The organism is Rhizobium beringeri (genome assembly GCF_004306515.1).
Classification (GTDB): Bacteria; Pseudomonadota; Alphaproteobacteria; order Rhizobiales; family Rhizobiaceae; genus Rhizobium; species Rhizobium beringeri.
This window is the reverse complement of sequence record NZ_SILG01000002.1, coordinates 267,230-288,107: the sequence shown is the minus strand read 5'-3', so window position 1 is coordinate 288,107 and position 20,878 is coordinate 267,230. Positions and strand designations below refer to the sequence as shown.

Genomic DNA, 20,878 nt, shown 5'->3' with positions numbered 1-20,878 from the left:
GCATGACATGACCGAACCCGAACTCCTGGATCTCTTCGTCATCGGCGGAGGCATCAACGGCGCGGGAATCGCACGCGATGCTGCGGGTCGCGGCCTGAAGGTCGTGCTGTGCGAAAAGGACGATCTGGCTCAGGGAACCTCGTCGCGTTCAGGCAAGCTGGTGCATGGCGGTCTGCGTTACCTCGAATATTACGAATTCCGCCTGGTGCGTGAGGCGTTGATCGAGCGTGAAGTGCTGCTCAATGCCGCGCCGCATATCATCTGGCCGATGCGCTTCGTCCTGCCGCACAGCCCTGAAGATCGCCCCGCATGGCTCGTGCGGCTCGGCCTCTTCCTCTATGATCATCTCGGCGGCCGCAAGAAGCTGCCAGGGACCCGCACGCTCAACCTGCTCCGCGACCCGGAAGGCACGCCGATCCTCGATCAATATACACGCGGCTTTGAATATTCCGATTGCTGGGTCGACGATGCCCGCCTCGTGACCTTGAATGCGGTCAGCGCAGCGGAAAACGGCGCTCTGGTGCTGACCCGCTCGCCAGCCGTGTCGGCCCGCCGCGAGAATGGCGGTTGGACCGTGGTCACGAAAAGCAACTCCACGGGAGAGACGCGAACCTTCCGTGCCAAATGTCTGGTGAATTGCGCCGGCCCCTGGGTGATGGACATCATCAATCGCGTCGCCGGTTCGAACTCCGGTCGCAATGTCCGCCTCGTCAAGGGCAGCCACATCATCGTGCCGAAGTTCTGGGCGGGCGCCAATGCCTATCTGGTGCAGAACCACGACAAACGTGTCATTTTCATCAATCCCTACGAGGGCGACAAGGCGCTGATCGGGACGACCGATATCGCGTACGAAGGCCGGGCCGAGGATGTTGCCGCCGACGAGTCGGAGATCGAGTATCTGCTCAAGGCGGTCAATCGCTACTTCAAGGAAAAGCTGCGCCGCCACGATGTGCTGCACAGCTTCTCGGGCGTGCGCCCGCTGTTTGACGACGGCAAGGGTAACCCGTCGGCCGTTACCCGCGACTATGTCTTCGATCTCGACGAGACAGGCGGCGCTCCGCTGCTCAACGTCTTCGGCGGCAAGATCACCACATTCCGCGAGCTCGCCGAACGCGGCATGCAGCGCCTGAAGCACATCTTCCCGAACATGGGAGGCGACTGGACGGAGAAAGCGCCGCTGCCGGGCGGCGAAATTCCGAATGCCGATTACGAGAGCTTTGCCAACAGTCTGCGCGATATCTATCCCTGGATGCCGCGCAAGCTCGTGCATCACTATGGCCGTCTCTATGGCGCCCGCGCCAGGAACGTGGTTGCCGGCGCGACAGGCATGGAAGGGCTCGGGCGGCATTTCGGCGGACAGCTCTATGAGGCCGAGGCCCGCTATCTCGTCGCCATGGAATGGGCCGAAACGGCCGAGGACATCCTCTATCGCCGCACCAAACACTACCTCCATCTGAACGAAGCGGAGCGCGTGGCCTTTGGCGAGTGGTTTGCTTCAACCCGCCTTGCCGCCGCCTGAAGGATGCCTCCATGCCGCTGACCCTTTCGCTCAATACCAATCCGCTGGTGAACCGCTTCGCCGACCCAGACGATCTCATCGACACGGTTGCGCATGATTTGCGGATCCGCGACCTCCAGCTGACCCACGAGTTCATCAATCCGAGCTGGCAGGCGCCCGTCATCCACCGCCTGACGCGCACGATGAGCGCTGCGCTGAAGCGCACCGGCGTACGGGTCACCTCGGGCATGACAGGCCCCTATGGGCGCCTCAACCATTTCGGGCATCCGGATGCCGATGTGCGCCGCTACTACGTCGACTGGTTCAAGACCTTTGCCGACATCACCGCCGATCTCGGCGGCCACTCGGTCGGCACGCAATTTGCGATCTTCACCTACAAGGACTTCGACGATCCAGCCAGACGCGAGGAACTGATCAAGATCGCCATCGATTGTTGGGCCGATGTCGCCGAGCACGCGCGCGCCGCAGGCCTCTCCTACATGTTCTGGGAGCCGATGAGCATCGGCCGCGAGTTCGGCGAGACGATCGCCGCCTGCCTGTCGCTGCAGGAGCGGCTGACATCCGCCGGAATGGCCATCCCGATGTGGATGATGGCGGATATCGATCATGGCGACATCACCTCCGCCGACCCCGATGACTACGACCCCTATGCCTGGGCACGCGCCGTCCCGCCGGTATCGCCGATCATCCACATCAAACAGAGCTTGATGGACAAGGGCGGGCACCGGCCCTTTACCGCCGAATTCAACGCCAAGGGCCGCATCCAGCCGGCACCTCTGCTGCAGGCGCTGGCCGAAGGTGGGGCGAAGGACAATGAAATCTGCCTGGAACTCTCCTTCAAGGAACGCGAGCCGAACGATCGCCAGGTCATCTCGCAGATCGCCGAAAGCGTCGCCTTCTGGGCGCCGCATATCGACACCGGCGTCGCTGACTTGAACATCTGAGGCAGAGATCTTTAAAAGGCAGCACTGCGATACGGCGGAATCGCCGCATGACCTTCGAAAAGGAGCCGTGATGACGGACGCCGATGATACGCTTGCCGTGCGTGCTGCCTGGCTTCACTATGCCGGTGGCCTGACGCAGTCCGACGTTGCTCGCCGCCTCGGCGTGCCGTCGGTAAAGGCCCACCGCCTGATCGCAAGAGCGGTTGCCGACGGCGTCGTCAAAGTCACCATCGACGGGGATATCGTCGAATGCGTCGAGCTGGAGATGCGGCTTTCGGAACGGTTCGGGCTTCAATATTGCGAGGTCGCACCCGATCTCGGCGAGGAAGGCTTGCCGCTGCGCGCACTCGGCCATGCCGGCGCCGGCTATCTCAAGCGCGAGATCGAGCGCGGCGACAATACGGTGATCGGCCTTGGTCATGGCCGCACGCTTTCCGCCGCCGTCCAATATATGCCGAGGGTGAGCGCGAAGAACCTGCGTTTCGTCTCGTTGCTTGGCGGGCTGACACGAAACTACGGCGCCAATCCCTATGACGTGATGCATCGCATCGCCGAAAAGACCGGCGCCCATGCCTATGTCATGCCGGTTCCCTTTTTCGCCAATACCGGCGAGGACCGCGAAGTGCTGAAGGCGCAGCGTGCCGTCAAGGAGGTCTTCGATCTTGCCAACAATGCCGACCTGAAGCTCGTCGGCCTGGGCACCGTCGATGCCGAGGCGCAGCTTGTGTTGTCCGGCATGGTTGAACCCGGTGAAATTGACGACATTGCTGCGGCAGGCGGCGTCGGCGAAATCCTCGGACACTTTTTCGACGCCGACGGCCACATCCTCGACACCGCGCTGACGGCGCGTACGCTCTCTGCGTCTTTCCCCAAGACCAAGAAAGAGCGGCTTGTGGCGCTGGCGGGCGGACAGTCGAAAGTTCCGGCCATCCGGGCAATTCTGAATAGCCGCCGTCTTTTCGGGCTGATCACCGACGAGCGAACCGCGCAGGCATTATTGAAGTAGCGATCGAATGCAACAACATTTGATCGCAAAATAACACAGACGATGTTGATTATCACGTATGTTCCGTTATCTTAACATCAAACGAGGGTGGAGAGCGGGATGAGACGGGAAGAGCGGCAGCAGTTGATCGTCAACCTGCTCGTCGAAAACAAGACCGTCGATCTCGACGACCTTGCCGATCGCTTCACCGTGTCAAAGATGACGATCCATCGCGATCTCGACGATCTCGAGCAGGCGGGCGTCCTGCGCAAGGTTCGCGGCGGTGCGACTATTGATGCCGGAACGCAGTTCGAAAGCGACTTCCGCATTCGCGAGCGCCAGGGCAACGAGGCCAAGCTGGCCATGGCGCAGACCGCGCTGGAATTGGTCGAGCCGGGGATGACGGTGATGGTAAACGACGGCTCGATGGCGGCCGTGCTCGGCGAAATGCTGCTGCAGAAGCGGCCGCTGACGTTGATCACCAACAATGCGGCGATCATGGAGCGGCTGAAAGGCGAAGCCGGCATCACCCTGATCGCGCTTGGCGGCATCTATTCGGCGAAATTCAACGCCTATCTCGGCGTCGTCACCGAGGAGGCATTGTCGCGGTTGAGGGCCGACATTGCCTTCATTTCAACGCCTGCCGTCAGCGGCAGGCTGGCCTATCACATGGACGACAACGTCGTGCGCGCCAAGCGGGCAATGATCGCATCGTCGACCAGGACCTGCCTTCTGGTCAATCATCAGCGCATCGGCCACACCGCCCTGCATGTCATGGCGAATCTGGCCGACTTCGACGCGATTATCACCGACAGCGCACCGGATGCTGCTGTCCTGGAGGAATTCGAGCAGGCGGGCATTACGCTCACCATTGCATCAACGCAGGATCCGACATGACCGAAAAGCCGCGCTTCTGGATTGGCACCAGCTGGAAGATGAACAAGACGCTTGCTGAAGCCGAACATTTCGCACGCGGCCTCGAAGCCGCCGATGCCGCGCGCGACCCGCGCATCCAGCGCTTCGTGATTCCGCCCTTCACGGCCGTGCGCGAGGTCAAGGCGATGCTTGCCAAGACCTCGGTGAAGGTCGGCGCGCAGAACATGCATTGGGCCGACCAGGGCGCCTGGACCGGCGAAGTCTCGCCGGTGATGCTGAAGGATTGCAATCTCGATCTCGTCGAGCTCGGTCATTCCGAGCGGCGCGAACACTTTGGAGAGACCGACGAGACAGTGGGGCTGAAGACCGAAGCGGCCGTTCGCCACGGTCTCATCCCGCTGATCTGCATTGGCGAGACGCTTTCCGACCGCGAAAGCGGAAAGGCTGCCGACATCCTCGCGACCCAGGTGCGCGGCGCGCTTTTGAAACTTTCCAGCGCCCAAAAGGCTGCCGAAATCCTGCTGGCCTACGAGCCGGTCTGGGCGATCGGCGAGAAGGGCATCCCGGCGAGCGCGGATTATGCGGATGCCCGCCAGTCTGAAATCATCGCCGTTGCCGAAGCTGTGCTGGGCCGCAAGATCCCCTGCCTTTATGGCGGGTCGGTCAACCCGCAGAACTGCGAAGAACTGATCTCGAGCCCGCATATCGACGGGCTCTTCATCGGCCGTTCGGCCTGGAATGTCGAAGGTTACCTCGACATCCTGACCAAATGCGCCGCCAAACTCTGAGGAGAAAGACAATGAAGCTTGCCATTGCAGGAGACAGTGCCGGCGAAGGCCTCGCCAAGGTTCTGGCCGACCATCTGAAGGACCGCTTCGACGTGTACGAAGTCTCGCGCACGAGCGCCGGCGCCGATCCTTTCTACGCCAACCTTTCGGATCGCGTCGCCTCAGGCGTCATCGACGGCACCTACGACAAGGCGATCCTTGTTTGCGGCACCGGCATCGGCGTCTGCATCTCGGCCAACAAGGTTCCGGGCATCCGCGCCGCCCTGACGCACGACACCTATTCGGCCGAGCGCGCAGCGCTTTCCAACAATGCGCAGATCATCACCATGGGAGCCCGCGTCATCGGAACCGAGCTGGCAAAGTCGATCGCTGATGCGTTTCTTGCCCAGACCTTCGACGAGAACGGCCGTTCTGCCGGTAACGTCAAGGCCATGGATGATCTCGACGCGAAGTACAGCGCCCGTTGAGAAATGCTGAGGGTGATGCCGGGCCGGAGTGTGTTCGATGCCACTGAGGCCGCACCGGGACGACTAATGCGACGACTGCTCGGCCCGATCCAGATCCGGCAGCGATTTCGGGACTTGGAATACGGGAAGCATCGACGCGTTAAGTCCCAGAATTGAGAGTCGTTTCGACTCGGAACAATCAGCCAAGTGATTTGGTTGAGTCGCGTTGTTGCCATCGACGCGAAGAAGAAGCAGATGAAAAAACCGAGCAGGGCACCCGGGGAGGTGTTAGACCTGATCATGAAGCACCCGCGCCGCCCAATTCTGCCCTTGCTTGGCGAGTCACAGTCGAAGCTGCAGTCTCGTCCGATCCGTAAGCGCGATCCTGACCAGCCCAGTCTGCCCTTCGATCCAATGCCGCTGCGCGTCGAGCCCTGCCTCGCGCTGCTGAAGCCGACCGTGCCTGTCGGGCCGGACTGGCTCTACGAGGTGAAGTGGGACGGCTACCGATTGGCAATCCATATCGAGCCGAAGGGCGTGCGGGTCATCACCCGCGGCGGCCATGACTGGACCCACCGCTTCCCCACCATCGTCGCGGCAGCAAAAGGGCTTGGGGTAACCACTGCCATTCTCGATGGCGAAGCGGTTGTGCTCGATGATCATGGCCGGTCGGATTTTGGCGCCCTGCAACGTTCGCTCGGCGGGCGGGGCGGCAAGCGGGTGTCGACCGAGTCGATCCTCGTCGTCTTCGATCTTCTCTATCTCGACGGGCACGATCTCACCGGCACCGAGCTTGACGTGCGCCGGCACCTCCTTAGGGACCTGATACCGGAAGGCGGCGATCAGGCAATCCGCATTTCGGAAGAGATAGAACTGCCGGCCGAAGACCTTCTCGAGCACGCCTGCCATCGGCATCTGGAAGGCATCATCGCCAAGCATCGCGACCGCCCCTACCGCAGTGGCCGCACGGGCGACTGGCTGAAAATAAAATGCGTCCAGAGCGAGAGCTTCATGATCGTCGGCTATGAGCAGTCGGCATCCGCCCGTGGTGGCATCGGCAGCCTGCTGCTGGCCGGCAGACAAGGCTTCGACTGGGTTTACGTGGGGTCGGTCGGGACAGGTTTCAGTGCCAGGGATGCTGAAGACCTGAAAAAAACGCTCGACCGATTGAAGACGAGCCGGCCGGTCGTTCCCCTGAACGGCAAACGCCTCGTCTTCGTGCAGCCAACGCTGATCGCCGAAATCGAGTTTCGCGGCTGGACGGATGACGGCAATCTCCGTCATGCCTCCTACAAGGGGCTGCGTGAGGTTCAGGACAATGCCGCCGTTTTCGACATGAAAGGCATCTTGGGCCGTTAAGGATCACGATTATCAGCTTTCCCCTTTGAGCTGGAATTCGCTCCTATGGCTGCCTGTTCATCGCCGACGGCTTTTACGAGATCACCGAGCCGGAAGATCCGAAGATGAAGCGTAAGGACAAGCGGTCGTTCCGGCCGTCTCTGCGAAGTCGCTAATCAAGTCCCTGCCGCCGGCACGCTGCCGATCGAGCAGGTCGGCTAAATCGCCGTGTCGTAAAACAAGATAAATGGTCGACGAAGCTGCCGACATCACGTATGCCGCTCATATGTCGCTCCGACAGGCAATAGAAAGTGACAACGATGACAAACCCGCCCCGCCGACCTGTCAATCCAATGGATGCCGCCGAAGCATTGTTCAAGCCCGTAAAGAAGAAGCTGGAACAAGCTGTCGAGCGGCCGGCACTGCCGAATACCAAGGAGCTTGTTTCGCTCAAGATCGACAGCGATGTGCTGGCCTTTTTCCAGGAAAATGGCCCTGGCTGGCAGGATCGGATCAACGATGTATTGCGCGCCGCGATGAAGAACAGGCTCTGACCTTGCTGCACCCGAGCCGCGCCGCCGCCCGACGTGTGGCCAGCTTCGCCTATCCAAATATACTGCTTGAAAGCAATTCGCAGCCAATCCTACGCAACTGGTCGAGCCGCGGATAGGCACTCCGCATGCCAGGCATTAGAGGCGCCCGTAAGATGATCGTTTTGATCGATAGGCTGGATTTCCTCGTCTTCTCGGCGCCTATCCATCGTTACGGGTGGTCGCTGTGATGCCGAATGCACTGCACCGGCTTCTCCGCAGCGGCATTGTCCATGTTCTCTTCGCCTTTTTGGCAATGGGCAGCTGGGCGGTTTTCGCCAATCGTGCGCACGCCATGCCATTGCCGCTCTATGCCGGCCTTGTGCAGGGTGCGATATCCGCCTGCCTGACGCTTTTCCTGAAATCTGTGATCGACTGGCTTTCAAAGCGCTTCTTCGGATCGGTACGATTTTGGGCGCCGCCTCTCATTGCTTGTCTCGGCTCAGCCAGCATTCTCGTGGCGATCCATGCGGCGACCGGTACACCGGAAATACTCAAGACCATCGCATTTCCGCTGCTCGTATCGACGAGCTACGCGGCAATTTACAATTATTCGATCTCGGCAAGACGAGGTTTCGATGCATGACGGGACGGACGCTGATCCCATTTAAGCTGCGGACACGCCTATCATTGCTACTGCGCACCGGTAACAACCAGTCGCAGTTGCTGCGGAAAGCAAGGGCGTGCCCGCGGTAGGCTCTCACTCCTTCACCGCCCCGGTCATCGATGAGACGTAGTAGTCCACGAAGAACGAGTAGAGGATGACCACCGGGAGCGAGCCGAACAGCGCGCCTGCCATCAGTGCTCCCCATTCGAAGACGTCGCCGCGCACCAATTCGGTCAGCACCCCGACCGGAATGGTTTTGTTTTCCGACGACTGGATGAAAGTCAGCGCATAGATGAATTCGTTCCAGGACAGCGTGAAGGCGAAGATGCCGGCTGAGATCAGCCCTGGCACCGCGAGCGGCAGGATGATCTTGGTGAGAATCTGCCATCTATTGGCGCCATCCACCAGCGCGCTTTCCTCCAGCTCGAATGGGATCGACCGGAAATAGCCCATCAGCAGCCAGGTGCAGAAGGGAATGAGGAAGGTCGGGTAGGTGAAGATCAGCGCCATCCGCGAGTCGTAGATCCCGAGCTTGAAAACAATGAAGGCAAGCGGGATGAAGAGGATCGATGGCGGCACGAGATAGGCGAGGAAGATCACCAGGCCGACTGAACGCGAGCCGGTAAAGCGGACGCGCTCGATGGCATAGGCGCCGAAGACCGAGGCTACCAGCGAGAGGAAGGTGGAGCAGACCGCAACCAGCATCGTGTTCCATAGCCAACCCGGATAGGACGTCTCGAAAAACAGATATTTGATGTGGTCGAGCGTTGGCCCGACCACCCAGAAGGGGCTGTAGTTGTTATAGTCGGTCAGCTGGTCGTTCGGCTTCACTGCGGTGATCGCCATCCAGTAGAACGGGAAGAGCAGCACGAAGACGAAGACGGCCATCGGCAGGTAGAGCATCACGATCCGCCGCGGCAGCCGGTTCAGATAGCTCATGCCTTCGGCATTGTCGGTCACGACCTGATCGGCGGCGTTTGAATTTATCGACATCATCAATCTCCTAATCCTGGCCGCCCTGTTGCCATTTGCGCCGCTGCAGGCCGAAGAAGCTGAACATGATCGCGCCGAGCAGGAAGGGCACCATGGCGACCGCGATGGCCGCACCTTCGCCCAGCTGACCGCCGGGAATGCCGCGCTGGAAGGAAAGCGTCGCCATCAGATGCGTCGCGTTGACGGGTCCCCCCTTGGTCAGCACGTAGATGAGCTGGAAGTCGGTAAAGGTGAAAAGCACCGAGAAGGTCATCACCACGGCGATGATCGGCGTCAGCATCGGCAGCGTCACATAGCGGAAACGCTGCCAGCTCGTGGCGCCGTCGAGCGAGGCGGCCTCCTGCAGCGACGCCGGAATCGTCTGCAGGCCCGCAAGCAGCGAGATCGCCACGAAGGGAATGCCGCGCCAGACATTGGCGACGATCACCGATATGCGCGCATTGATGGGGTCGCCGAGGAAGTTGATCGGTCCGCTGATCAACCCCAGCTTCATCAGCGACCAGGAGATGATCGAAAATTGGGAATCATAGATCCACCAGAAGGCCAGCGCCGAAAGCACCGTCGGCACGACCCAGGGAAGCAGCACGATTGCCCGGAAGAAGGACTTGAACGGCAGGTGCTGGTTGAGCAGCATCGCCAGCCAGAGGCCGAGCGCGAATTTTAGCACCGAGGCGACGGAGGTATAGAGAATGGTGTTGAAGACCGACAGCCAGAAGACGCTGTCGTCCATCAGGAACTGGTAGTTCTCCAGCCCGATGAAGATGCCGTCGCGGCCGATCCTCGTATCGGTGAAGCCGAGCCAGACGCCGAGCCCCAGCGGATAGGTGAGAAAGCAGACGAGGAACACGGCCGCCGGCAGCATGAACAGGAAGCCGAGCACATTGTTGTTCTGCAGGAGTGAAGAGATCGGCCCACGCCTGTCCTCCGAATTCACCATCGACATTGCCTATCTCCCAGATTGCGTTTGAACTCGCAGAGGACTTGCGGCATGCCGGGGGCCGGCACACCGCTTGCTGCGTTAAATAGTGAGAGCATGATGTCGTCCGAAAACCGCTCACACTTTTCGGCATCATGCTCTAAGGCGTGGCTCAGACGCGATAGTAGCGGTTTGCCCGGCGTTCAGCTTCCTTCATCGCATCTTCGGGCGACATCTGGCCGGTGACGGCGGCCGCATACATGTCGACCAGAACGTAGTCGGCCATGGTCGCTGCCGAGGCATAACCGAGTGGGCCGGCATAGCCGTTCGGACGCAACTTTTCCGAGGCACGCGCATAAGGCGCGTGGATCGGGTCGGATGTCCAGATCGGGTTCTTGGCAAAAGCCTTGAGCGGCTGGCAGCAATAGGCGCTGGAGCCCTGGATCCAGGCATTCATCTGGTCGGCTTCCATCATGAACTTGATGTAGGCCTTTGCCGCTTCCGGATATTTGGTGTGCTTGAAGAGAAGCAGCGAGCTCGTCTGGCAAAGTTCGACGCTCTGACCGACCGGACCGATCGGGAAATTCGTCGTGCGGATGTCCTTGGCGATCTCGGCAAGTTTCGGGTCGCCTTTGGCTGTGTAGTAGACCGAGACACCGTTGGCGATCAGCGAAACCTGGCCTGCGAGGAAGGCGCGGTTGTTGTTGACGTCCTGCCAGCTTTCCGTGCCCGGAATGAAGGTCGCATAGAGCTCCTTGGCATAGTTGATCGAAGCCAGAGTTTCCGGGCTGTTGATCGTTACCTTGCCGCCTTCGTCGACCATCTTGCCGCCATGGCTCCAAAGCAGCCAATGGGCGTAGTTGTTGCCGTCGCCGACGGCCTTGCCGTGCGGGAAGCCGGCCGGCGTGCCCTTGGCTTTCATCGCCTTGCAAAGCTCGAGGAAGCCTGCGGTGTCTTTCGGGAACTCGCTGAAACCGGCCGCCTTCACATGAGTGTCGCGATAGACCACAGCATTGCCGATTGCCGTCAGCGGCATGGCGATGAACGTGTCGCCGCGCGCGGCATAGCCCCTCACACCATCATACCAGCCGCCATATTTGTTGCCGAGATAGTTGGCGAGCTCGGTTAGGTCGACCAGCTTGTCGGGATACTGGTGAGCGTCATCGAACCAGCACATGATGAGGTCCGGGCCGGAGCCGACATTGGCCGCGACGGCGGCCTTTGGGCGGATATCTTCCCAGCTTTCCTTATCGATGCGTACCTGGACGCCGGTCGCGTCTATGAATTTCTTGGTGTTTGCAAGCCAGGCCTCCTCGTCGCCCTTGACGAAAGGTGTCCAGCGCAGCAGCCGCAGGCTAGCGCCGCTTTCCGGTGTGTAGGTCGGTTCGGCCTGCGCAAAGGATGGCCGGATGCCGAGGCCGGCGGCGCCGGCGACGGCTGCCGAGGCGGCAAGAAAGTCACGTCTCTTAATCCTCATCATATTCCTCCTCTTCAAAACAGCGGGTGCGAACTCTCCGCCATTCACCTCCCGCTTGGTGAACGGCGGTCCTTGCATCCCTGAACCAGGGTGCAGCCGACCTGCGGCTGACGGGGGGCTCCTCCGCCCCCGCGCAGCCGCCGGACGGCGTCAGTCGGTCAATCTCCGGCCGCTCTCGGCATCGAAGAGATGAATATGCGCGGCGTCGATCGCAACGCGCAGGGTCTCCCCTGGCCGCGCGCTGACGCGTTCGCGGAAGACGCAGCTGAGATCGCTGCCGCCGAGCCTGAGAATAAGGTGCGTCTCATAGCCGGTCGGCTCGATCACCACGATTTCACCGGGCAGGCCATTGGCATCGAGCAGGATGTATTCCGGGCGAAGACCATAGACGAGGTCGCGGCCCATGGCGCCGGCAGGCGGATTGGAAACCGGGAGCGCCGTGCCGTCGGGCGCCTTGAAACTTGTCGGGTTTTCAGGATCGAGCCTGCCCTTGATCATGTTCATCGCCGGCGAGCCGATGAAACCGCCAACGAACAGATTGGCGGGCTTGTCATAGAGCTCGAGCGGGGTGCCGATCTGCTCGACGACGCCGTCATGCATGACGACAATCTTGTCGGCCATGGTCATGGCCTCGATCTGGTCGTGGGTGACGTAGACCGTCGTCGTTTTCAGCCGCTGGTGCAGTTCCTTGATTTCGGCGCGCATGGCGACGCGCAGCTTCGCATCGAGGTTGGATAGCGGTTCGTCGAACAGGAAGACTTCCGGATCACGCACGATCGCCCGCCCCATGGCGACACGCTGGCGCTGGCCGCCGGAAAGCTGGCGCGGATAACGGTCGAGCAATTTGTCGAGACCGAGGATGCCGGCGGCATATTTCACCCGCTTTTCGGCTTCCGCCTTCGGCGCCTTGTTCAGCATTAACGAGAAGCCCATGTTCTGCTGCACCGTCATATGCGGATAGAGCGCATAGTTCTGGAACACCATGGCGATGTCGCGATCCTTGGGCGGCAGCGTGTTGACCACGCGCCCGCCGATCTTGATCTCACCGCCGGAAATGTTCTCAAGTCCCGCCAGCATCCGCAGCAGAGTGGATTTGCCACAACCCGACGGGCCGACCAGGATCACGAATTCCCCGTCGGCGATGTCGATATCCACGCCTTTGATGACCGGAAATGCCCCGAACGATTTCCGCACATCCGCGAATTGAACGCCTGCCATACTCACTCCTCCCAGAAATCGAGCGCTACATGCTATGTATTCGTATTTTCGTATATCTTGGCCGCGGCCGTCATCTCCTCAAGGCCCTCGGCCGCTTCAATCCCGCATCTGTGGGCGTGCCCGGTCGGGGGTTCTCCTCCCATGCGACCGTGTTAGCCCCAGTTTGATCTCATCCGGACGCACCCGGAGCGTCTTCGTCGAGGTAGACCTCAATCAACTCATCGACGGTGGTTTCGGCGATGAAACCCAATTGCGTTGCGCGTTCCGGCGTAAAGGACTTCGGCCATCCCGCGACGATCCCTTCAATGACCTCGTCGCGGCGGCGGTCGATCAAATCCGCCGCCTCGGGACCGGCAGCACGGCGCAAGGCGGCAATCTGGTCGGCAACGGTGGCGGCAACGCCCGGCATGGTGAGCGTGCGCCGAACACCCAGCGCCGATGTGTCGAGCGTCGAAGCATGGATCAGGAATTTGATGGCAGAACGCGGGCTCGCCAGCCAGTGTTTGACGGTCTCTTCGACCGGAAGAACAGCCCGCTGGCCCGCGAGCGGTTCACGCAGGATTCCAGAAAAGAAGCCCGATGCGGCAGCATTCGGCGCTCCAGGCCGGATCACGATGGTCGGCAACCGAATTCCGACGCCGTCAATGAAGCCGCGGCGCGAATAGTCGGCAAGCAGAAGCTCGGATATCGCCTTCTGGACTCCGTAGCTGGTGAGAGGTGCGAGCACGTAATCGTCGGGAATCGGATCCGGAAACGGCGAGCCATAGACCGCGATCGATGAGGAGAAGACGAACCGGGGAACATAGGCTTGGCGTGTTCCTTCCCGACGGATCGCTTCCAACAGCGATCGCGTGCCATCGAGATTGACCCGGTAGCCGAGTTCGAAATTGCGCTCGGCTTCGCCGGAAACGATCGCGGCGAGATGGAAGATCACATCGGCCCGGCGAGCCGCCAGGGCTTCTGCCGCACCGCTTTCGGAAATATCGGCAGCCAGCGCTTCCACCGGCCAGGAGATGCCTGTGGGTACCGGCGGCGGCGTGATGTCGGCGAGCGTCATGCGCGTGATCGCATGGCCGCCGAGGGAGCCGCTACGCCCCAGTGTGGCGGCGAGCTTCCGGCCGATCATTCCTCCCGCCCCTATAATGAGAATATGCATCGTGTTTCACCTCCCTGCGAGCTACGAAAAGAGCAGCTTGGTCGTCGTATAAATACGGGTTTCGTGGATCGCGAAGGCAGCGGCAGCGGCATCCGGATCCCGCGTCTCCAAGCCAGCCAGGATCATTCGGTGATCGGCGATGCTGGTGGCGATGCTCCCGGGCTGCGAAACGACGCGCCTTCGGTGGCTCAGCAGATAGGAATAGAGGTCGGCGGCCATATCAGCCAGCACCGCGTTGCCGCTGGAACGGTAGATAGCGGTGTGAAATTCCCGGTCACATATCAAAAAACGAACGGGATCGTCACAGGCGGCTTCCTGTGCTGCGATCGACTTGCCGAGATAGTCAAGAGTTGAAGGCTCCATCTTGAGCGCGGCAGCCCTGACGACCTGTGCTTCGATAAGAAGCCGCGCCTCATGAACATTGTCGAGACTGTAGGCCGCGATGTCGCGATACCGTGCAGCCTGGACAGCCAGTTCGCCGACGTCCACCGATGCCACCACCGTGCGCGTTCCGTGCACAACCGAGAGAATGCCGTGGGTGGAAAGGATAAGGATCGCGCCGCGGACGGTCTCGCGGCTGACCGAGAGTGCGGAGGCGAGTTCACGTTCGCTGGGCAGCGGATCGCCCACTTTAAGGATGCCGGTGGCGATGAAGGTCGCAATCTTCTGGACGACGAAGTCTTTCATCGACTTCTTCGGCGCTCCACCGAGCGCTGCAACGTCGTCTTCGAGCATCGCTCGAACATCCATTGCCTTTGCCCTCCCCCGCGCTCAGGTCTACTGGTCCGGTTAGTGGACCAGTAGACCTGAGCTGACGAGGGTTGTCAACGCTTCAGGGGCATGCGGCGATGTCAGGAATAGGCAAGCCTAGAATTTCGGCATGTTTACAAAGCTTCTGCCAAGGTGCATCGCCGACCGGCACGCCCTCTTCCAAGGCCGCGCGGCGCCTTCGTGCTGCGCTGTCACCCGGCATGCGCACGGGGCCATTGTTCCAGGGCGCGGGAGGATTGCTGCGGCATGCAGAGGCGAGAAAATCAGACTGCGCCGTAAAGGCATCCAGCCCAGCGAAAAAGGCGGGGTCAATGACCTGAAGGAAAGCGCTTTGCGAAAAGACACCGGACGGCGCGTTCGCCCGTCCCTTGCCGGAAAGCCCCTGCCCCAGCAATTCGACGATCAGCCCGAGCCCAAAGCCCTTGTGCCCCTTCAGCTGACCGCCGAGAGGCATCATCGTTCCGCCACGTTCGGTCACCTCGCGCGGATCATCGGTCGGCTCGCCTGCGGCGGTGAAAGCCCAGGCCTCCGGAAATTTCTTGCCGGCCTTGGCCAGGTTTTGCGTCATGGTCGTGGTGGTGATCGAGGCCGAGACGTCGATCAGGATCGGATCCTGAGATGTCGGGAATCCGGCAGCCATCGGGTTGGGCGTCAGGAGCGGCTTCGTGCCGCCATAGGGCGCAACGCGGCTTGCAGCGGGGTGCGAGACGGACAGCTGCACGATGAGGCCCCGTTCGGTCACTTGCCGCATGAAGGCTGAAAGAGCGCAGGTATGATGGCAGTTGCGGATCGCGGCGGTGACGACGCCATGATCGCCGACGCGTTCGCAGGCCTGTTCGATCGCCTTGGTCAGCAGCCATGCGCCTGGGAGGGATTTGCCGTCCCAAACAAAGGCCGCGCCGCGGTCATTGACCACCTCATAGCTGCCCGACTTCGCCAGCGAGCCGTCTTCCAACGCCTCGACATACCAGTTCAAAAGGCTGACGCCATGGGTTTCGTGGCCGATCATGTCGCCTTCCACCAGCACGGCGGCAGTCGTTTCGGCCTTGTCGGGCTCCATGCCGGCGCGGGTCAATATCTGCTCGGCGAATTGGGTCAGGGCGATGCGGTCAATCAGGGGCATAGGTATCCCTCCGTCACGTCATGGAAAGCACGGGCCGCTATTTGCGGGCGACCCGTGCCTGAGTTCGGCTTGCCGGCTTACTTGAAGCGGATTTGCGACAGCTGCAGTTCGGAATTCGTCGCGATCGTCGGCTTGAAGTCGAGACGCGGCGAGACGCGGGTGAAACCGACCATGTGAAACATCGGGATGTCCGCGATGATCTCGGTGTTCACCTTGGCGAACAGCTCCTTCCAGAGCTTTGTGCGCTCGTCGCCGGTGGCAGACGTCGCCTTGGCGATCAGCCCGTCGACAGCGGGATCCCGAACCATGGAGTGGGAGCCGTCGGTCGCGTATTTCACGAATGCGGTGAAGACGGGATCGCCGGTCGCATTATCGTGTTGCGACTGGGTCAGCGTCGGACCGGAATCGGCGACAAAGGGTGCAACGAAGTAGCCGTTCCACACGGAAACGTCATACATGTCGAGCTTCACGTTCAAGCCGACTTCCTGAAGCATTGCCATTATCGCTTCCATCGCTTCGGTGGCGTTTGGATATTGCCCGTTGCGACCGATGATGCGGATCTCACGATCGACCGGGACGCCGTCAGCTTTCGCCGCTTCGACCAGTGCTTTCGCTTTTTCGGGATCATAGGGCCAGGCGGGGATATCGGCATTGTAGCCGATCGTTGTGGGTACGACGAGCTGCGTCGCGATCTTCGCCTGTTCGGGGAACAGCGTTCCGAGCATCGCCTGCCGATCGATGGCGAGGTTCATCGCTTCGCGGATGCGCCGATCGTTAAGGGGTGCTGCGCGCGTATCGATGCGCAGCGATGTCGTCTCCGAGTTCGGATAGGCGAAATCGGTTTCCTTGTTGGTGGCATCCTGCACGGATACGGCCGGAACGATATCGGCTTCGCCGGCATCGACCATGGCCGCAGCAACGGCGCTGTCAGAGCGGAACAGATAGGTCGCCTGTTCCACCTGCGGCTTCTCCCCCCAATATTCCGGGTTACGCTTCAGCACGATCGACTGGCCGATTTCCCATTTGTCGAACGTATAGGGGCCGGTGCCAATCGGCTTGCGGGTGAATTCGTCGGCTGGTGTCGCCTCGGCCGGTTCCACAGCCATCACCGTCATCAGAAGCGGAAGAATCGGCTGCGCCGGTTTTGTCGTAATCCGGATCGTGTTGGCATCCGGCGTTTCGAAGCTGAACTCCGTGCCGCCGAAATATTTGCCCCCGGTTTCACAGCTGAGCTTCTTGTTCTTGTTGCGCTCGATGGTGAACTGGACATCTTTGGCGGTGAACGGCTTGCCATCGTGCCATTTGACATTCGGGCGCAGCTTGAACTCCCAGGTGTCGTCGTCGATCTTCGACCATTCCGTCGCCAGGCGGGGTTTGAGGCCGCCATTGACGTAGTCGAATTCCACCAGCATCTCGTTGACGTTTTCAGAAATGACCCGGCCGACGTCCTGGCGCGCTGCCATACAGGGCTCGACGACATCGACGGTTTCGGCAAGCACGACAGTGACTTTGCTCTTGGCATCCTCAGCGTGAGCCGAGCCGGCGCTCAGCGCGAGCACCGTTGTTGAAAAACAGGCAGCTAGCAAATGCAATTTCATTTCGTTCTCCTCCCATGCGCCTTTGGCGCTCCTCACAGTGAACTGCGTCCCGTTTCCGGGGCTCCGGCATTTATCTCCTCAGTAGTTTCTATAAAGTACAAGTGCACTAATATACTAGTTAACGACGGCTTTCAACCCTGGCGCTTCCAAGCGTGAAGCCTTCAACCTTGGCTGGGATGCGAAATTTTACCTTGCCGAAGCAATCAGTTCGCGCATCATCTCGACTTCCTCGTCGGTAAGATCCGTCAGCGGAGCCCGCACCGGTCCTGCCTCAAAGCCGCGCAAACGCACGCCTGCCTTGACGGCGGATACCGCGTAACCGGCCTTGCGATCGCGAATACGGGCAAAGGGATAATAGAAATCGCGCAGCATCTGTTCACAGGCCGCATCGTCACCGGCAAGGAATGCCTTGTGGAATTTCAATGCCGTTTCAGGCACGAAATTGAAGACCGCCGAAGAATAGGTCGGCATGCCGGCTCCGCGATAGGCCTGGGCAAATAGTTCATGTGTCGGCATGCCACCGATATAGGAAAGCCGATCCCCGAGCGCGATCGTGACACGGCGCACCGTATCGATGTCGCCGGTACCGTCCTTGAAGCCAATCAGATTTGGGCATTCGTCGGCAAGCTGAGCAAGCTGCTCGGCCGAAACCCGCGCCTGGCCACGATTATAAACGATAACGCCCATATTGGTGGCCTTGCAAACGGCTCGTACACGCGCGGCAATGCCATCTGCCGGCGCCTCGGTCAGGTAATGCGGCAGCAGAAGAATGCCGTCGCCACCTGCCGCCTCGATCTCGCGAGCCATGTCGCAGGCAATGCGCGTGCCATAGCCGCATCCGGCAATAACAGGCGCATCGCCGGACACCGCGCGGGCGGCCTTTACCACCTCGACCACTTCGCCCGGCGTCAGCGAGAACAGCTCACCGGTGCCGCCGGCAACGATCAGGCCGGCAACGGGGTAGGATGACAGCCATTCCAGATGCGCTGAAAACGGCCTGGGGGCAAACCGGTCCTCGGCATCGAAAGGGGTGACGGGAAAGGACAGCAGGCCGTTGCGAATAATCTCGCGAAGTTCCGTCGGGGCGATCAACTTTATACTCCTCAGTTTCAGTTGCGTAGGTCTTGCGGCAACAGGTCGGCGGGGAAATTCTGATAGGCGACGGGGCGCAGAAACCTGCGGATCGACATGGTCCCGACGCTGGTCGCGCCGAAATTGGTCGAGGCCGGGTAGGGTCCGCCATGCACCATGGAATCGACAACCTCGACGCCGGTTGGGAAGCCATTGACCAGCAATCTGCCCGCCTTCCTTTCGAGGATCGGCAGCAGGTCGCGGGCAAGGCCAAGATCGGCGTCGTCCATATGGATCGTCGCGGTCAGCTGTCCTTGAAAGCTTTCGGCAAGGGCAACCATCTCTTTAGGCGAGCCGACGCGCACGACGAGGCCGAGAGGGCCGAACACCTCTTCGCTGAGCGAGTGATCGGCAAGCCAGGCCGAGCCGTTGGTCTCGAACAGGTTCGGCGCTGCGTCGCGGCCAGCATTCTCTGCGGTGAGAACCGGCGCGACTGCATTGCTTGCCCGCATCCGGTCGACACCTTCGTGATAGGCCGTGGCGATGCCTTTGGTCAGCATCGTCTGCGGTGCGACTTTTTCAAGAGCCGACTTGGCAGCACTGGTGAACTTGTCCGCCTCCGGCCCGTCGACGACGACGGCGATACCGGGGTTGGTGCAGAACTGGCCGGCACCAAGCGTCAGGGAACCGGCCCAGCCGGAACCGATTGCCTCCGCCCGGGCAGCAGTAGCGGCCGGCAGCAGGAACATCGGATTAACGCTGCCGAGTTCCCCGAAAAAGGGGATCGGCTCAGGGCGCTGGGCGCAAAGGTCGAAGAGCGCACGACCGCCGGCAAGCGAGCCGGTAAAGCCGACGGCTTTGATGGCCGGATGCGTCACCAGAGCCGTTCCGACATCACGGCGGCCCCCCTGGATCAGGCTGAAGACGCCGGCCGGCATTCCGGTGCGCTCGATAGCGGCGGCAATCGCCTCGGCAATGATCTCACCTGTGCCGGGATGGGCTGAATGTCCCTTCACCACGACCGGGCAGCCCGCCGCAAGCGCGGCCGCCGTATCGCCGCCGGCCGTCGAGAATGCGAGCGGAAAATTCGAGGCGCCGAATACGGCGACGGGGCCGATCGGCCGTTGTACCAGACGGATCTCGGGCCGCGGCGCCGGTTGCCGATCGGGTTGGGCCGCGTCGACGCGGGCGTCAAGATGCGCGCCCTTGCGGATATGGTCGGCAAACAGTCTGAGTTGTCCGGTGGTGCGAGCGCGTTCGCCGTTGAGCCGGCCCTCCGGAAGTCCGGTTTCCTGCGTTCCAATGAGGGTGACGGCCGCGCCGCGCTTGTCGATCTCCTCGGCGATTGCCTCAAGGAAAAGGGCGCGCTCCTCGCGTGTCGTTGCCGAAAATGCTGCAAAAGCAGCTTCGGCAGCGCGGCAGGCGCGGTCGACCAGTTCCGTTGTGCCAACAGCAAAGTCATGTGCCTGCCCATGCACCGGCTCTGACCGAAATGTCGTCGTTCCGGCAATCCACTCGCCGGCGATGAAATGCCTGCCTGAAGGGGTCCAGCTCATTGTTATTCTCCTTGGCGGAGCCTCGCTCCGTCCTGATGCGTGAAGTGTTGTTTAAGGTGCGCCGCCTTAGAACGGGATGATTTTAGGCCAAGTCGGCCTAAAATCTGAATCCTGTTCTCAATTAAAGAGTTAGAGCATGATGTTGTCCGAAAACCGCTTACACTTTTCGGCATCATGCTCTAGCGGCCATTCACCTTCCGCCATTCGGCAAAGAGCGGCAGATTGCTTTCGTCGGTGGCCGGGTAGAGGCCAATGATCGTGTGACCTTGCTTGACGCGCTCGGTGACGAAATCCTCGTAAGCGGTCATCTCTACCGCTTCATCGGCGATCTCGTCGGCGATCTCGGCAGGGATGACGATCACGCTGTCATCGTCACCAACCATGATGTCGCCTGGGAAGACCGCAACATCCCCACAGCCTATCGGCACATTGATGTCGATTGCCTCGTGGAGCGTGAGGTTCGTCGGGCTGGAGGGACGATTGTGATAGGCGGGAATATCAAGGCCACCGATCGTCATGGCGTCCCGGAAGCCACCATCCGTGACGACGCCGGCGCCGCCGCGCATCATCAGGCGGGTAATCAGGATGTCGCCGGCAGAGGCTGCGCGCGGATCCTTGCGGCTGTCCATCACCAGAACAGAGCCTTCCGGGCAAGTCTCGATGGCAAGCCGTTGCGGATGTTTCGGGTTCCGAAAGACATTCATCGCATTGCGGTCCTCGCGCGCCGGCATGTAACGCAGCGTGAAGGCCGGTCCCACCATATTGCGGCCCTTCGGCTGCACCGGCCGAACATCCTGGACCGTCTGGTTTCTCAGGCCACGCTTGAACAGTGCCGAACAGAGCGTCGCGACGGAGACGCCCATCAGCTTTTCACGGGTTGCAGGGTTCATGTTTCCTTCTCCTCGT

20 protein-coding genes are annotated in these 20,878 nt (G+C 60.9%); 9 read left to right on the top strand and 11 right to left on the bottom strand.

Going from position 1 to position 20,878, the window contains the following annotated elements:
* Positions 1-7 precede the first annotated feature (7 nt).
* The 9 genes from ELH03_RS25020 (at position 8) to ELH03_RS24975 (ending at position 8,072) form a co-directional block, all read left to right on the top strand.
* Positions 8-1,519, top strand: a complete 1,512-nt coding sequence (locus ELH03_RS25020; protein WP_128411053.1) for a glycerol-3-phosphate dehydrogenase — start codon at positions 8-10, stop codon at positions 1,517-1,519.
* An 11-nt stretch (positions 1,520-1,530) separates the two neighbouring features.
* Complete coding sequence (locus tag ELH03_RS25015) at positions 1,531-2,463, top strand: sugar phosphate isomerase/epimerase family protein (protein ID WP_128411052.1); 933 nt, start codon at positions 1,531-1,533, stop codon at positions 2,461-2,463.
* 70 nt (positions 2,464-2,533) lie between these two features.
* Positions 2,534-3,469 carry a sugar-binding transcriptional regulator gene (locus ELH03_RS25010; RefSeq protein WP_027686361.1) on the top strand — a complete coding sequence of 312 codons (936 nt, stop codon included), beginning with the start codon at positions 2,534-2,536 and terminating at the stop codon, positions 3,467-3,469.
* Positions 3,470-3,568: 99 nt separating this feature from the next.
* Entirely contained in the window at positions 3,569-4,345 is a 777-nt protein-coding gene (locus ELH03_RS25005) for a DeoR/GlpR family DNA-binding transcription regulator (RefSeq protein WP_128403332.1), read from the top strand.
* Positions 4,342-5,112, top strand: a complete 771-nt coding sequence (locus ELH03_RS25000) for a triose-phosphate isomerase (protein ID WP_130766861.1) — start codon at positions 4,342-4,344, stop codon at positions 5,110-5,112. The genes ELH03_RS25005 and ELH03_RS25000 overlap by 4 nt, the downstream gene beginning before the upstream one ends.
* A gap of 11 nt (positions 5,113-5,123) precedes the next feature.
* Positions 5,124-5,579: a D-erythrulose-4-phosphate isomerase gene (derI, locus tag ELH03_RS24995; protein ID WP_003562478.1), complete on the top strand. Its 456-nt coding sequence runs from the start codon at positions 5,124-5,126 to the stop codon at positions 5,577-5,579.
* Positions 5,580-5,858: 279 nt separating this feature from the next.
* Entirely contained in the window at positions 5,859-6,917 is a 1,059-nt protein-coding gene (ligD, locus tag ELH03_RS24990) for a non-homologous end-joining DNA ligase (RefSeq protein WP_128411064.1), read from the top strand.
* A gap of 299 nt (positions 6,918-7,216) precedes the next feature.
* Positions 7,217-7,450, top strand: coding sequence for a BrnA antitoxin family protein (locus ELH03_RS24980; protein ID WP_128403330.1), 234 nt, complete (start codon positions 7,217-7,219; stop codon positions 7,448-7,450).
* Positions 7,451-7,676: 226 nt separating this feature from the next.
* Positions 7,677-8,072 (top strand): hypothetical protein, encoded by a 396-nt coding sequence (locus tag ELH03_RS24975; RefSeq protein ID WP_128403329.1) that lies wholly within the window; start codon positions 7,677-7,679, stop codon positions 8,070-8,072.
* Between the two features lie 114 nt (positions 8,073-8,186).
* Here the strand turns inward: ELH03_RS24975 and ELH03_RS24970 are convergent, their stop codons facing one another.
* The 11 genes from ELH03_RS24970 to ELH03_RS24920 form a co-directional block, all read right to left on the bottom strand.
* Entirely contained in the window at positions 8,187-9,086 is a 900-nt protein-coding gene (locus ELH03_RS24970) for a carbohydrate ABC transporter permease (protein ID WP_128411063.1), read from the bottom strand.
* 10 nt (positions 9,087-9,096) lie between these two features.
* Positions 9,097-10,029: a carbohydrate ABC transporter permease gene (locus tag ELH03_RS24965; protein ID WP_018516760.1), complete on the bottom strand. Its 933-nt coding sequence runs from the start codon at positions 10,027-10,029 to the stop codon at positions 9,097-9,099.
* Positions 10,030-10,174: 145 nt separating this feature from the next.
* On the bottom strand, positions 10,175-11,479 hold the full coding sequence (locus tag ELH03_RS24960) for an ABC transporter substrate-binding protein (protein WP_128403327.1): 1,305 nt from the start codon (positions 11,477-11,479) through the stop codon (positions 10,175-10,177).
* Between the two features lie 150 nt (positions 11,480-11,629).
* Positions 11,630-12,697 (bottom strand): ABC transporter ATP-binding protein, encoded by a 1,068-nt coding sequence (locus ELH03_RS24955; RefSeq protein ID WP_128403326.1) that lies wholly within the window; start codon positions 12,695-12,697, stop codon positions 11,630-11,632.
* A gap of 169 nt (positions 12,698-12,866) precedes the next feature.
* On the bottom strand, positions 12,867-13,853 hold the full coding sequence (gene denD / locus ELH03_RS24950) for a D-erythronate dehydrogenase (protein ID WP_128403325.1): 987 nt from the start codon (positions 13,851-13,853) through the stop codon (positions 12,867-12,869).
* Positions 13,854-13,874: 21 nt separating this feature from the next.
* Complete coding sequence (locus ELH03_RS24945) at positions 13,875-14,603, bottom strand: FadR/GntR family transcriptional regulator (protein WP_128403324.1); 729 nt, start codon at positions 14,601-14,603, stop codon at positions 13,875-13,877.
* 82 nt (positions 14,604-14,685) lie between these two features.
* Positions 14,686-15,747 carry an Ldh family oxidoreductase gene (locus ELH03_RS24940; protein ID WP_130766860.1) on the bottom strand — a complete coding sequence of 354 codons (1,062 nt, stop codon included), beginning with the start codon at positions 15,745-15,747 and terminating at the stop codon, positions 14,686-14,688.
* A 77-nt stretch (positions 15,748-15,824) separates the two neighbouring features.
* The gene (locus tag ELH03_RS24935) at positions 15,825-17,345 is read right to left on the bottom strand and encodes an ABC transporter substrate-binding protein (RefSeq protein ID WP_130766859.1); all 1,521 of its coding nucleotides are present in this window, start codon (positions 17,343-17,345) and stop codon (positions 15,825-15,827) included.
* 186 nt (positions 17,346-17,531) lie between these two features.
* On the bottom strand, positions 17,532-18,437 hold the full coding sequence (locus ELH03_RS24930) for a 5-dehydro-4-deoxyglucarate dehydratase (RefSeq protein ID WP_018245658.1): 906 nt from the start codon (positions 18,435-18,437) through the stop codon (positions 17,532-17,534).
* A 17-nt stretch (positions 18,438-18,454) separates the two neighbouring features.
* Positions 18,455-19,972 (bottom strand): aldehyde dehydrogenase (NADP(+)), encoded by a 1,518-nt coding sequence (locus tag ELH03_RS24925; protein WP_130766858.1) that lies wholly within the window; start codon positions 19,970-19,972, stop codon positions 18,455-18,457.
* Between the two features lie 179 nt (positions 19,973-20,151).
* Positions 20,152-20,862, bottom strand: coding sequence for a ribonuclease activity regulator RraA (locus tag ELH03_RS24920; protein ID WP_128403320.1), 711 nt, complete (start codon positions 20,860-20,862; stop codon positions 20,152-20,154).
* Positions 20,863-20,878: the final 16 nt, after the last annotated feature.

Bases quoted from the DNA above. Each gene is read 5' to 3' on its own strand.
- ELH03_RS24980 (WP_128403330.1), top strand. From the start codon at position 7,217: ATGACAAACCCGCCCCGCCGACCTGTCAATCCAATGGATGCCGCCGAA.
- ELH03_RS24935 (WP_130766859.1), bottom strand. From the start codon at position 17,345: ATGAAATTGCATTTGCTAGCTGCCTGTTTTTCAACAACGGTGCTCGCG.
- ELH03_RS24960 (WP_128403327.1), bottom strand. From the start codon at position 11,479: ATGAGGATTAAGAGACGTGACTTTCTTGCCGCCTCGGCAGCCGTCGCC.
- ELH03_RS24940 (WP_130766860.1), bottom strand. From the start codon at position 15,747: ATGCCCCTGATTGACCGCATCGCCCTGACCCAATTCGCCGAGCAGATA.
- ELH03_RS24945 (WP_128403324.1), bottom strand. From the start codon at position 14,603: ATGGATGTTCGAGCGATGCTCGAAGACGACGTTGCAGCGCTCGGTGGA.
- ELH03_RS25000 (WP_130766861.1), top strand. From the start codon at position 4,342: ATGACCGAAAAGCCGCGCTTCTGGATTGGCACCAGCTGGAAGATGAAC.
- ELH03_RS24925 (WP_130766858.1), bottom strand. From the start codon at position 19,972: ATGAGCTGGACCCCTTCAGGCAGGCATTTCATCGCCGGCGAGTGGATT.
- ELH03_RS25010 (WP_027686361.1), top strand. From the start codon at position 2,534: ATGACGGACGCCGATGATACGCTTGCCGTGCGTGCTGCCTGGCTTCAC.
- ELH03_RS24975 (WP_128403329.1), top strand. From the start codon at position 7,677: ATGCCGAATGCACTGCACCGGCTTCTCCGCAGCGGCATTGTCCATGTT.
- derI (WP_003562478.1), top strand. From the start codon at position 5,124: ATGAAGCTTGCCATTGCAGGAGACAGTGCCGGCGAAGGCCTCGCCAAG.
- ELH03_RS25005 (WP_128403332.1), top strand. From the start codon at position 3,569: ATGAGACGGGAAGAGCGGCAGCAGTTGATCGTCAACCTGCTCGTCGAA.
- ELH03_RS25015 (WP_128411052.1), top strand. From the start codon at position 1,531: ATGCCGCTGACCCTTTCGCTCAATACCAATCCGCTGGTGAACCGCTTC.
- ELH03_RS24955 (WP_128403326.1), bottom strand. From the start codon at position 12,697: ATGGCAGGCGTTCAATTCGCGGATGTGCGGAAATCGTTCGGGGCATTT.
- denD (WP_128403325.1), bottom strand. From the start codon at position 13,853: ATGCATATTCTCATTATAGGGGCGGGAGGAATGATCGGCCGGAAGCTC.
- ligD (WP_128411064.1), top strand. From the start codon at position 5,859: ATGAAGCACCCGCGCCGCCCAATTCTGCCCTTGCTTGGCGAGTCACAG.
- ELH03_RS24965 (WP_018516760.1), bottom strand. From the start codon at position 10,029: ATGTCGATGGTGAATTCGGAGGACAGGCGTGGGCCGATCTCTTCACTC.
- ELH03_RS24920 (WP_128403320.1), bottom strand. From the start codon at position 20,862: ATGAACCCTGCAACCCGTGAAAAGCTGATGGGCGTCTCCGTCGCGACG.
- ELH03_RS25020 (WP_128411053.1), top strand. From the start codon at position 8: ATGACCGAACCCGAACTCCTGGATCTCTTCGTCATCGGCGGAGGCATC.
- ELH03_RS24970 (WP_128411063.1), bottom strand. From the start codon at position 9,086: ATGTCGATAAATTCAAACGCCGCCGATCAGGTCGTGACCGACAATGCC.